The organism is Halomonas sp. R57-5 (assembly GCF_900070345.1).
GTDB lineage: Bacteria > Pseudomonadota > Gammaproteobacteria > Pseudomonadales > Halomonadaceae > Vreelandella > Vreelandella ventosae_B.
Genome location: NZ_LN813019.1, coordinates 3,306,684 through 3,318,494 on the forward strand (window position 1 = coordinate 3,306,684; position 11,811 = coordinate 3,318,494).

At 54.7% G+C, this 11,811-nt stretch carries 10 protein-coding genes; 8 read left to right on the forward strand and 2 right to left on the reverse strand.

What is annotated here, in order from left to right; all coding sequences use genetic code 11:
* Positions 1-18: 18 nt before the first annotated feature.
* Entirely contained in the window at positions 19-1,536 is a 1,518-nt protein-coding gene (locus HALO_RS15265; RefSeq protein WP_050713604.1) for an amidase, read from the reverse strand.
* Between the two features lie 376 nt (positions 1,537-1,912).
* Between HALO_RS15265 and HALO_RS15270 the strand changes: the two genes are divergently transcribed.
* The 5 genes from HALO_RS15270 to HALO_RS15290 all read left to right on the forward strand — a co-directional run bounded on the left by HALO_RS15270 (position 1,913) and on the right by HALO_RS15290 (position 7,590).
* On the forward strand, positions 1,913-3,643 hold the full coding sequence (locus HALO_RS15270; RefSeq protein WP_035578149.1) for an HD domain-containing phosphohydrolase: 1,731 nt from the start codon (positions 1,913-1,915) through the stop codon (positions 3,641-3,643).
* Between the two features lie 100 nt (positions 3,644-3,743).
* Positions 3,744-4,760: a LacI family DNA-binding transcriptional regulator gene (locus tag HALO_RS15275; protein ID WP_035578147.1), complete on the forward strand. Its 1,017-nt coding sequence runs from the start codon at positions 3,744-3,746 to the stop codon at positions 4,758-4,760.
* Positions 4,761-4,856: 96 nt separating this feature from the next.
* Positions 4,857-5,840 carry a sugar kinase gene (locus tag HALO_RS15280; protein WP_035578144.1) on the forward strand — a complete coding sequence of 328 codons (984 nt, stop codon included), beginning with the start codon at positions 4,857-4,859 and terminating at the stop codon, positions 5,838-5,840.
* A gap of 89 nt (positions 5,841-5,929) precedes the next feature.
* Complete coding sequence (locus tag HALO_RS15285; protein WP_035578142.1) at positions 5,930-6,904, forward strand: 2-hydroxyacid dehydrogenase; 975 nt, start codon at positions 5,930-5,932, stop codon at positions 6,902-6,904.
* Between the two features lie 8 nt (positions 6,905-6,912).
* Entirely contained in the window at positions 6,913-7,590 is a 678-nt protein-coding gene (locus tag HALO_RS15290; RefSeq protein ID WP_092490850.1) for an HAD family hydrolase, read from the forward strand.
* Between the two features lie 23 nt (positions 7,591-7,613).
* Here HALO_RS15290 and HALO_RS15295 read toward each other — a convergent pair whose 3' ends face one another.
* A complete protein-coding gene (locus HALO_RS15295) occupies positions 7,614-8,822 on the reverse strand; it encodes an amino acid deaminase (RefSeq protein WP_035578137.1) in 1,209 nt (402 codons plus the stop codon).
* Positions 8,823-8,933: 111 nt separating this feature from the next.
* Here HALO_RS15295 and HALO_RS15300 point away from each other — a divergent pair, with 111 nt between their 5' ends.
* From HALO_RS15300 to HALO_RS15310, 3 genes are read left to right on the forward strand one after another with little or no spacing between them, the layout of a single operon-like run.
* Positions 8,934-9,797: a MurR/RpiR family transcriptional regulator gene (locus HALO_RS15300; RefSeq protein WP_035578136.1), complete on the forward strand. Its 864-nt coding sequence runs from the start codon at positions 8,934-8,936 to the stop codon at positions 9,795-9,797.
* A 1-nt stretch (position 9,798) separates the two neighbouring features.
* Entirely contained in the window at positions 9,799-11,286 is a 1,488-nt protein-coding gene (locus tag HALO_RS15305; RefSeq protein WP_035578135.1) for an N-acyl-D-amino-acid deacylase family protein, read from the forward strand.
* Positions 11,283-11,675 (forward strand): RidA family protein, encoded by a 393-nt coding sequence (locus HALO_RS15310; protein WP_035578133.1) that lies wholly within the window; start codon positions 11,283-11,285, stop codon positions 11,673-11,675. Before HALO_RS15305 ends, HALO_RS15310 begins: the two co-directional genes overlap by 4 nt.
* The last annotated feature ends 136 nt before the right edge of the window (positions 11,676-11,811 follow it).

Genomic DNA, 11,811 nt, shown 5'->3' on the forward strand with positions numbered 1-11,811 from the left:
GCATCAAAGCGGCGTAGTTTACCCTGCTTGCGCGTGGAACGCCTGCGGGGGTAAGAAGTGTTGCCAATCATCGTGCTGTTCCATGGCAGCAGCGAGCTGAAGCAGTTGCTTGTCCTGCCCAAGGCGGCCCACCACCTGAACACCAACCGGCAAGCCATTGCCCCCAATATGCATAGGCACTGACATGGCAGGCTGCCCGGTAAGATTGGCTAGTTGGGTAAACGGCGTACGGCTGAGCGCGTCTACCGCCAAACGTTTTAGCATCCCCGCCTTCAACGCCAACGATGGTACCCCCGGGATCGCCAACAGGCTCATCATCCGCTCTCGCGCTTCTGAAGGGTATAGCTCGCCAATCTTTGGGGCTGAATCAGCGGCTACTGGCATCACCAGTGCATCATAGCGCTGATGAAACAGGCTCATCTGCTCGGCCGCCATATGCCAGTAACGTTTCGCCAATTCGTAATCCCGCGCGGAGAGCTTTGCTCCCAATCGTCCAATGGCGCGGGTTGAAGGCTCAATATCGAGCTTGCGGACAGATATCCCGGTTTGCTGACTAACCCAAGCCAGGTCCGCGGCCAAATGGCCCAAATATAGGGTGAGATAACTATCGGCTAGCGCCYCTCCATCAACGGGCGGGTCACACCACTCGACCTCATGACCCATCGCTGCCAGCGCCACAGCCGCCTTCTCAACCGCCAAGCGAACCTCACAACTTAACGTCGTTCCCAGGCCTTGGCTTAGTGGCTCGCCCAGCGAGATGGCAATGCGCAACGGTGGAGGCGGAACTGACAACGCTGCCACATAGCCGGTTTCCCTCGGCACCGGGKAGGGCCCCGACGCCGCCATACCGTTGATCTGTTCAAGGAGAGAGGCACTATCACGTACGCTACGCGTCACGGCATGCTCAATGACCGCACCTTGCCATACCTCACCATGGGCAGGCGCAAGGGGAATCCGTCCACGCGAAGGTTTAAAGCCAAACAATCCACAGTAACTGGCAGGAATGCGAATAGAACCTCCACCGTCCCCAGCGAGGGCCATCGGCACGATACCGCCGGCCACTGCTGACGCGGCGCCACCGCTGGAACCGCCAGGGGAGTACCCAGCCCGCCACGGGTTTTGGGGGTGCGGATAAGCTTTCGGCTCAGTAATCCCCATCAAACCAAGCTCAGGGGTGGCTGTCTGCCCTACGAATACCAAGCCAGCAGCTCTTGCACGCTGAATCAGTAACGCATCTTCCTTGGGGCACCATTTCGCCAGCGACGCACTACCAAAGGCCAGCGGCTCACCGGCCAGCCCCATTAAAAGGTCTTTACTTAAGGTGGGCACCCCACCGAACGGAGTATCAGCCGGGAGTTTTTGACTCTCTTGCCGGGCACGCTCATAACGCGTTCGTACCACAGCGTTCAAGGCAGGATTAAGTTTCTCAATAGCCGTTAGGGCAGCTTCCAACACCTCATCCCGACTGACTTCACGGCGGCAAATCAGCTCGGCCAAGCCCACCGCGTCATACTGCTGGTACTCGTCAAGATGCATGGTAGTCGCCTCATATTTTTTTCCCAGCCTAGCAGACAGCATACATATCGTGCCTATCAGCACTCCAGCAACATGCCCCTTAGCCCCACCATCTAACGCTGGTAGCCATTTTTGCCCAAAAACATTGACCATGCTCAGCAAGTACTGGTTTTCAATGTCACCTAAGCCCACGCCACCACAACAAAAAGGCTATCAAGGAACATTTCATGATAAACAAAATAAATTGATATGTGTTTGCAAATGCTTTCGGAATACTAGCTAATAAACTGATAGTTTATTGGCAGATATTTTATACACATTCCCGACAGGTGCTTACTAAAAATCGACAAATAAAATCACCTAACTTTACAAAAACAATACAAAAGGTGGGATTGACATGCTTATCGACACAGCCATTCAAAATACTACCAGCCAAATAATGAAATCGTTGTTCGATAAAGACCACACCATTACGATTTTTTCTAAGGAAGCTGCCCAATCCATAGCGGCGACAGCTATTAAAGTTGAGCCCGATAATAGAAAAATTACGTTAGAGATAAAGTACGCGGGTCTTTCGCTGTCTCCTTACCTAAATAACGACACCATATCGTTTGATATAGAGGCTTCGCGGCATGGGCATGATGCTGAAGAAATTTATAATATCGAGCACGTTCCTGCTCATATTATTCAAATAGACACCCACACTTACCACCTAACGTGCCAATTACCCAACTCCATTTTTTCCTCTGATAACCGTGGTGCATTAAGAGTCCCTTTTGTTCTTGGCATGCACGCCCGCGTTTACCTGGAAGTGTTTGCCCACGAGCTCAATATAGAGGGGAAAATACGAAACCTTTCAGTGGGTGGCTGTATGGTGGATGTGCGCCTAGAAGACAGCATTGCGCTTTCTGTCGATCAGATACTTCCAGGCGTAACGCTAAAATTTCCAAATGGAGAGGCATTTAGTACCCAAGGCCGCATACGTCATATGCGCCCTTTTGGCAATCATGGTCATGCCGCCGTTGGCATAGAGTTCATTGATATGAGCCCCGCCGCAACGGAAACGCTGTTCCATTACGTTGCTGAAGCTGAATTTGAGGCCGCTTTACGCTCGGGTACTCAACATAACGCGCGGGCAAGATCAAAACTGTTTATAGCCGATGCGAAAGAGAAAAAAATGCAGCGTCAAGAAGAGCATGACCAGCTAGTAAGTGCGCAACATACCCCCTTACTGCGAGGCGTCCTCGAAATAGCCCAGCAGCTCCAAATCATGTTGATGTTTATGAAAAATAAACATTTATTACCAGCAGAAATTTTATATGAGTGCGTGGATAGCATCCTGTATATGGTCAACCATGACCGCAAAGCCCTACAGTATGCCCTGACGTATTTGCACGATGAGCCGGAGTGGGTACGCCACGCCATCCAAGTGGGTAGCCAGCTCGCCATGATGCTGATTAGCCGCGACCCCTACGCCTACAAAACGCGGGAAGCAGTAGCGGGCGCCTTGCTTCATACCATGGGCAAACCACTGCTCATTAGTGAGCAGTTGCCCTCACTGAAAATACACATGTCACCGCCACACGCGGAGATACTCAAGCAGCATGTACATGCCCTTAGCAAAAAACTGTCGGTTCTCGACTGGACACCTAGCCCAACGTGCAGCGACATTATCCTCAATGCAAACGAAAGGCTCGATGGCAGTGGCTACCCCACGGGAATGCAAGCAGAGGCGCTATCAGAAGTTGTTCGCTTAATGAGTGTTATCAAAATAATCAACAAGCTGACACATGAACGCAATGGGCAACACCCACAGCAACCTCTGGATGCTTACCGGTGGGTTAATAGCCGTCCAGAGAAATATGAAAAGTCATTGTTGGTCGAGTATATCCAACACTTTGGCCTTTACCCTATCGGCAGCCTGGCTAAGTTTTCAAACGGTTTTCTAGCCTGGATTGTGGATGTAGATGCAAAGGGCATGCCTTGTAAGGTAGACGTTGTTAAAAATTTGGCTTTTAGGGATACGTCCATTGATACAGTGCTGTTCAGTAACGACTTTAACCAGATTGGTCGACTCGAGGGGACGGTCAACCCTAGCGATTATAATGTCAGCATGAAAAAAGCATAGCTAGGCTTACCGTTCTCAAACATAGCTACCTTCAAAAGGTCGTTGCTAAGTAATAAGTGATTGCTCAAAATGGAACCGATACCATTACTTTAAGTGGTTTATGTCGTCTATCTCACGTCGCTCCACCATTGTTGAAGTAGCCCGTCTCGCTGGCGCCTCTAAAACCAGCGTTTCGCGCTATTTTGGCGAAGAGCGTGACCGGCTCTCGCCTTCACTTCAGGCGCGCATAGCCCATGCGGCAGGCACCCTTGGCTACCAGCCAAATCAAATGGCACGCGGCTTAAAAGGTGGTCGATCTAAATTGATCGGCATGCTGGTCGCCGATATCCGCAATCCATTTTCAGTGGCCATCACCCACGGTGTTGAGCAAGCGTGCCGCCAATACGGCTACTCGTTGGTCGTGTGTAATACCGACAATGACCCGGAACAGGAGCGCCAGCACTTAGACCTGCTTGGCGCCTATCAAGTGGAAGGTCTCGTGGTCAATGCGTCCGGCAACCCAGAACGCCAACTGCACACCTTTATTAGTCTGGGGACACCCATCGTGTTGCTAGACCGGGAAGTCGACCATGTAGAGGCGGAAGTGGTCGGGCTCGATAATCACCTAGCCATTGATATGGCGCTCAAATACTTAGCCGGTCAGGGCTACCAAGCCGTGCTGTATGTTAGCGAAGCGCCTGAACAATCAAGCACACGGCAAAGGCGTTTGTCCCGCTTTCACCAAGCTGCCGAGCAGCGAGGTCTGCATAACGCGACATTACTACTCGCCGCCCCAAATGGCACGGCAGCGCAGCAAACGCTAAGCGACTTTTTAGCCGCCCATCAACAGCACGCCTGCGCGGTTTTGTGTGGTAACGGCACCGCCACCCTAGCAGTGACCCGCCTGTTTCAGCAGTTGGGCTTAACGCTTGGCAAGGTAGGCTTGATGGGAATCGACGAGCTCGATTGGTGCGCCTTAGTCTCCCCCGGCATTACCACGCTTGCCCAGCCCACCGATGCGATCAGCAAAACGGCGGTTGAGTGCTTGATGCATCGCATTGCGCCGCATACATCGGCAATGCCGACCACGGTAAGTTTTGCCCCTAGCCTGATTGAACGAGGCTCCACCCAGCGCTAATTTTTAAGGCACCGCTAGAAAAGAGTCGCAAAAATGGTATCGTTCCCATTGAATGACAACAAACAGCACCAAGACAGCACAAAGAGAGTATCGACCATGCCCCACTCCATCTCTAGCCCACCCGAAATTCTCACCTTTGGCGAAGCCATGGCCATGTTTGTGGCGGATACGCCGGGCGACTTATCCAGCATTGAGCGTTTCCACCGACGCTTGGCCGGTGCCGATAACAATGTCGCTATCGGCCTCTCAAGGCTAGGTTTTCACGTCGGCTGGTTAAGCCGAGTGGGAACCGATAGCTTTGGAGGTTTTATCCAGGCGGCATTAACAGAGGAAGGTATCGATGACCGCTATATCCACGCCGATGCCCAGCACCCCACCGGGCTGCTTTTTAAAGAGCGCGCCCAAGACGGCGCCGACCCGCGAGTCGAGTATTTCAGGCGTGGCAGTGCCGCCAGCCACCTTACTATTGACGACGCCCAGAGTGTCGACTTTCAGGCGCTGAAACACCTTCACGCGACGGGCATTACCCCGGCGTTATCTGAAAGCGCCTGCCAGCTGAGCCATCATTTGATGGAACAGGCCCGCGCCCATGGCGCCACTATTTCCTTTGACCCTAATTTGCGACCATCACTTTGGCCCAGCGAGAGTGTTATGCGTTCGACCCTCAATGAACTTGCCGGCCGTGCTGACTGGGTTCTACCAGGGCTTTCCGAGGGCCAGCTGCTCACCGGGCAGAAGACACCTTACGACATAGCAGGCTACTATCTGGATCAAGGCGCCTCCGCGGTGATCATCAAGCTGGGGCCGGAGGGCAGCTATTATCGTGGCAATCTGGATGGGCAAGAGGAGAGTTTTACAGTCAGCGGTTGCCCTGTCGCTGAGGTGGTGGATACCGTGGGCGCAGGCGATGGCTTTGCCGTCGGAGTGATTAGCGCCCTGCTTGATGGCTTTACAGCACGCCAAGCCGCCCAGCGGGGAAATCTAATCGGCGCTCAGGCAATTCAAGTCATTGGTGATATGGAAGGCCTTCCTAATCGCAAGCGGTTACAAGCGCTTGAAGCAGAGCAACCCTCTGCCTAATTCGCCTCCGATGTTCTTAGTATATGGTTCTTAATATATGGCTTTTAATAAACGACCTTTAATAACAGGCTTTTACCCAGGAGATAACAATGAAAAAACGCCTAGTGGTTCAAGGACGACTCAGCGACGCCCAACTAGCGGCGCTTAATGACTTGTTTGAGGTAGACGTACTGCCGAAGACCACCGCGCTTGATGCCCCTGAAAATCGCGCGCTGTTAGCTGACGCTCAAGGCATTATCGGCTCCGGCTTGGCGATCACTCCCCAGTTGCTGGACGCAGCACCCAACTTGAAAGTCATCGCCACCATCTCGGTTGGCTACGACAACATCCCTGTTGATGAACTGACTAAGCGCGGCATTATGCTGTGCAATACGCCTGATGTGCTTACCGAAACCACCGCCGACACCGGCTTTGCGTTGATCATGGCCGCGGCGCGCCGGGTGGTTGAACTAGCCGAGTGGGTGAAAGCCGGTGAATGGCAAGCCAGCATTGGCCCCGCACTGTTTGGCAGCGATGTACACGGCAAAACACTGGGCATGGTGGGGTTTGGACGCATTGGTCAAGCCGTTGCCAGGCGCGGTGCGCTAGGCTTTGGCATGCAGGTGCTCTACTCCAACGCTTCACCCAAGCCCGATTTAGAGAGTGAACTTGGCGCGCAGCGCCGCGAACTCAGCGAGCTATTGGCCGAGGCCGATTTCGTCTGTGTCACTGTACCGCTTACCGCCGAAACCGAGCATTTGATCGGTACCCAAGAGTTCGCGCTGATGAAGCCTTCCAGCATTTTTATCAATATTGCCCGCGGCAAAGTGGTCGATGAGCGCGCCTTGATACACGCACTGGAGAACGGAGTTATTCACGCGGCCGGGCTGGATGTCTTTGAGCAGGAGCCACTACCCGCTTCGTCACCGCTGCCGAAGATGGCCAATGTCGTCGCCCTGCCCCATATCGGCTCTGCTACCCATGAAACCCGCGACGCCATGGCCCAGCGGGCGGTGGATAATATTCGCCTAGCGCTTCAGGGCAAGCGGCCGATTAGCTTAGTCAACGAGGACGCCTATCAATGAACTCTGCGATGAACACGGCCACACCTCTCTGCCTGCTGTTTGACTGCGATGGCACCCTGGTGGATAGCGAAATACTGCTTGCCGAGGTGATGGGCGACATTCTTCCTGAGTTCGGCTTACCTTTCTCAGCACGGCAATATATGGATGAATTTCGCGGGGTACGTTTCCAGACCATCGTGCAAACGCTAGAAAGCCGTTTTCAGGCATTGGAAGAAGACACGTTTTCCCAGCTTGAAGCAGGTATGCGAACCCGTATGGAAGCCCGGATGCGTGCCGAACTAGTGGCAATACCCGGCATGTCCAATGCGCTGGAACAGCTAAGCAGCCATCCCAAGGCCGTGGTATCCAATGGCCCTGAGCGCAAAATTCGCTGCGCCCTGGAAAGCACTGATCTAGGCCACCATTTTGCCGACAGGCTGTTTAGCGCCTATACCCTCAACGTCTGGAAACCCGACCCAGAACTGTATCGAAAAGCAGCCACTGCCATGGGCTACTTACCACAAGCGTGTGTTGTGATCGATGATGCGGCAGTGGGTGTGGAAGCGGGGCTAGCGGCAGGCATGCATGTGATTCATCTCAACCACTTTCCGAATGAAGAAAGCACGCCCGAAGGCGCGGTGGGTATTCACCACGCCAGCGAGCTGCCCGCGGCAATCTTACGCTTAGCGACAGCCACTACCGCTTAGCGGCGGGAAGGCGCGGGCGATTTTTAAAAGCAGGTCACCAAGCGCTCTTTAACGTTTAATTGATCATCGACGAGCAATAGCTGGCGCCACTTATCAAAGGTCAAACACGGATGAGAGGCGCCAAATGCGACGATATCACCCACCTCAACGTCCTGCGCCTCATCGGGAAGCCGCACGAATGTATGTTGATCCATGATTTTCGTCACTTCCCAACCACCCACCGACAAGGGCTGCGCGGGGTCACCTGCTTCCCGGAACCGACGTAGCGCAATAGGTAACTGGTCATGACCAATATCACGCTTACCTAGGGCCACAATAGCCAGTCCAGGTTCAGGCAGCGACTGCACCTGGGCAAAAACTTCCAGGGCAGGCTCAAGCCCCTGGTGCAAATCTGGTCGACGGTTTAGCACGGCGGACTGCGCTTCACGATAGAGCCCATGGTCGTGGACCACATAGCACCCAGGCCTTAGCACCGGGGTAAAACGACCCTGTAGCGGCGCGCCTTGAAAGGCTTCCGCAATCACGTCATACCAGGCAGAACCTGAGGCCGTTACGATCGGGTTTTCCTCCGCAAAGCGTCCAGCAGCTTCGAGCTCTACTGCAACATCCACCAGGTATTGAGCATAAGCACGAATGCCAGATTCAGGGTTATCCCCGTGAACCACACCTTCATAGCCCTCTAGCCCCACCAGGGAAAGCGCTGGCTCATTAGCAATTGTCTCCGCCAGCGAGAGAATCTGCTGCTTATTGCGGCAGCCGCAACGGCCACCGGTGACACCCACCTCAATAAGTAGCGCCAAATTCAAATCACGCTCAGCAAAGAAACGCCCGAGCTGGCGCACGTTTTCCTGACTGTCAACCACACAGTAAAACGTCGCGCCCTGCTCAATCAGGCTAGCGATGATGGCCATATTAGCCTGACCGACTAATTGGTTAGCCATTAATAGCTGGGTAACACCATTAGCAAAGGCCGCACGACACTGGGGCGCCGTCGCCAGGGTGATGCCCCACGCACCCGCCTGAAGCTGGCGATGGAAAAGTGCCGGGGTCATGGTGGTCTTGCCGTGAGGGGCCAAACGGGCACCATGGGCTTCCGCAAAGCGTTGCATCCACTCGATGTTATGCGCCAGCGGGCCTTCATGCACCACCGCGGCGGGCAGGCTGACACCGGACAGCATATTGGGCCCCACTTCGATACCACCTTTGTCCAACGCTAACGCCATTGTCTGCATTCGCCCATTTCCTCTTTAGCGTAAAGCACGCATGTTAGTTACTTTCACAAGCATTGACTTCAAGTTAGAAACTAACATATTTTCTAAGGAAGGCAATCATAGGAGTCCACGGTGAGCCAAGAAATTGACATTTTGTCACGCATTACCACTGACTTTGCCGCGCTGCGCGACGCTGAAAAGAAAGTTGCTGAGCTGATATTCGCTGACATTGAGTTTGTTACCGAAGCCAGCATCGGTGATATTGCCCAGCGCGCCGGGGTGAGCGACGCCAGCGTCACCCGCTTTGCCCGCGCCATCGGCTGTACTAACGTGCGCGACTTAAAAACACGCTTAACCCGCGCCTTAGCTGCTGGCCGTCGTTTTATTCAAGAAGCAACGCCAGAAGACAACTCAAGCGTGGTGTATGACATTGCCACCCAAACCCTGGCGCTTAACCGTGACCTACTTGCCCAAGCCGACGTAGCAGGCGCGGTTGAACAGCTAGATAAAGCCCGCCAGATACTGGTGTTTGGTGCTGGCGGCGGTTCCAGCATGCTTAGCCAGGAGCTCCAGTTTCGTTTGGTACGCCTTGGCTATGCGATCAGTGCTTACCCGCAAGCACTGTTGCCCCGCATGGTGGCATCCACCCTTGAGCCCGAAGATGTAGTGGTTGTACTCTCCGCCACCGGCTACACCCCTGAAATGGTGGAGTCTGCTCAGATTGCCAAGCAGTACGGCGCTAAGGTGATTGCGATCACCGCGATGAATTCTCCGCTAGCCGACACATCCGATATCGTGCTGCCAGTGACCTCCCGCGAAACCGACTTCATTTTCCATCCTTCCGCCTCCCGCTACGCGATGCTCGCCGTTATCGATGTATTAGCGCTTGAACTCGCCATGCGCCACCGCGAGCGCTCGCGGACTAAATTGCGCCGCCTCAAGCTGAGTCTGGATGACCATCGCGGTGGTGATAACCGCCAGCCTCTAGGAGATTAAGATGGTTTACGACTTACTGATTCGTAATGCCAACGTGCTGGATGGCTCAGGCGCTGCCCATTTTCGTGCCGATGTAGCTATTCAGGGCGAACGTATCTGCGCCATCGGCGATATGCCCGACGCCACTGCCACCACTATCATTGACGCCCAAGAGCGCTATCTGGCCCCTGGCTTTATCGATGTCCACACCCACGACGATACCAACGTCATTCGTACCCCCGAGATGCTGCCGAAGTTGACCCAAGGGGTAACCACAGTGGTAGTAGGTAACTGTGGTATTAGCGCAAGCCCTGTAACGCTTGCTGACGAAGTGCCCGACCCAATGAATCTATTGGGCAATCTAGAAAACTTTCGTTATCCCAGCTTCGCTGACTATGCCAACGCCGTAGACGCCGCTACGCCAAGTATTAACGTCGCCGCCTTGGTGGGGCATACCAGCCTACGCAGCCAGGTAATGGACAGCTTTGCCCGCCCCGCCACACAGCAAGAAATATCCGCGATGGAGGCTCTGCTACGCCAAGCGCTGAGTGAGGGCTCGTTAGGGCTTAGCTCGGGGCTTGCCTATCGCAATGCGATTCAGGCGCCCACCAGCGAAATGGGGCCACTGGTGGCGGCTGTTGGGGAGTCAGGCGGTGTCTATACCACTCATCTTCGCGATGAATTTGCGGGTTTACTGGGTGCCATGGATGAAGCCTTTACCACTGCGCGGGAGGGCAAGGTGCCGCTAGTCATCTCGCACCTGAAATGCGCTGGGGCAGGCAACTGGGGAGGAGCGGGTAAGGCGCTGAGCAAGTTGGAAGCGGCCGCACAGCATCAGCATGCCCACTGCGACTGCTACCCCTACACCGCGGGCTCTTCCACCCTCGATTTGGGCCAGGTCACGCACGAGATTGAGATCACCATTACCTGGTCTCAGCCCCACCCAGAGCAAGCACGCCGCCCACTCAAAGAGATCGCCGCTGAGTGGGGTTTATCGCTGCTAGAAGCTGCCAAGCAGCTACAGCCTGCGGGCGCGGTTTACCACAACATGAGCGAAGCGGATATGCAGCAGGTGTTAGCGCACCCGCTCTCCATGGTGGGATCTGATGGCCTGCCGAACGATCCGCATCCACATCCGCGCCTTTGGGGTGCATTCCCGCGTGTACTGGCCCACTACAGTCGCGATTTAAATTTAATGCCACTGGCAGAAGCGGTGCGCAAAATGACCAGCCTCTCGGCGGCCAATTTTGGCTTAACCGATCGCGGCGTGATCCGCATCGGTGCTTACGCAGATCTCACCCTGTTTGATCTCGCGGTGCTGGAAGATACCGCGAATTACGAGACTCCTATCGCCGCCGCAAAGGGCATCGATATGGTCGTGGTGAACGGCCAGCTCGCCTACTACCAAGGCGCGATTACCGACCAACGCGCTGGCCGAATGCTGCGCAGAACAGCGCGTATTTCTCAAACCCTCACTCCCTCACAACCCAACCAGGAGCAAACCCCATGAGTATTACTCGATACGGCACCGAAGGCGGCGTAGGCACCGGCGGTCAGAAGCTGCCCTTTGCGCGCGCCGTAGAAGCAGGTGGCTGGCTATACGTCTCTGGCCAAACGCCGATGACCGATGGCGAAGTGGTGGAAGGCGGCATTGTGGAGCAGACCCGCCTCGCCTTCGACAACTGCCTGGCCATTATGCAGGAAGCCGGGTATGGCGTTGAAGACGTCGTACATGTCACCACCGTGCTCACCGATGCGCGCTATTTCACCTCGTTCAACAAGGTGTTTAAGGAGGTCTTTGGCGACAACCCACCGGCACGTATCTGTAGCGTTCAAGACCTAGTGGTGGATTGCAAAGTAGAAGTTGACGTGAAGTGTTTCAGAGCGGATCGCGTTTAAACACCGGCTCTAAAAAAAGCGCCGCGCCCCGGCAAGGGCGCAGCGCCAGATTACCGCGTGATTAGGATAATAAAGCCCCGCGGTAATCGCTTCCATTGCCTACCTTCGGCCGCGGCAACGGCCGGATACACAACGA

What these genes read in the sequence shown, in the direction of transcription:
- HALO_RS15270 (WP_035578149.1), top strand. Translation starts at nt 1,913, where the DNA reads ATGCTTATCGACACAGCCATTCAAAATACTACCAGCCAAATAATGAAA.
- HALO_RS15275 (WP_035578147.1), top strand. Translation starts at nt 3,744, where the DNA reads ATGTCGTCTATCTCACGTCGCTCCACCATTGTTGAAGTAGCCCGTCTC.
- HALO_RS15280 (WP_035578144.1), top strand. Translation starts at nt 4,857, where the DNA reads ATGCCCCACTCCATCTCTAGCCCACCCGAAATTCTCACCTTTGGCGAA.
- HALO_RS15285 (WP_035578142.1), top strand. Translation starts at nt 5,930, where the DNA reads ATGAAAAAACGCCTAGTGGTTCAAGGACGACTCAGCGACGCCCAACTA.
- HALO_RS15290 (WP_092490850.1), top strand. Translation starts at nt 6,913, where the DNA reads ATGAACACGGCCACACCTCTCTGCCTGCTGTTTGACTGCGATGGCACC.
- HALO_RS15295 (WP_035578137.1), bottom strand. Translation starts at nt 8,822, where the DNA reads ATGCAGACAATGGCGTTAGCGTTGGACAAAGGTGGTATCGAAGTGGGG.
- HALO_RS15305 (WP_035578135.1), top strand. Translation starts at nt 9,799, where the DNA reads ATGGTTTACGACTTACTGATTCGTAATGCCAACGTGCTGGATGGCTCA.
- HALO_RS15310 (WP_035578133.1), top strand. Translation starts at nt 11,283, where the DNA reads ATGAGTATTACTCGATACGGCACCGAAGGCGGCGTAGGCACCGGCGGT.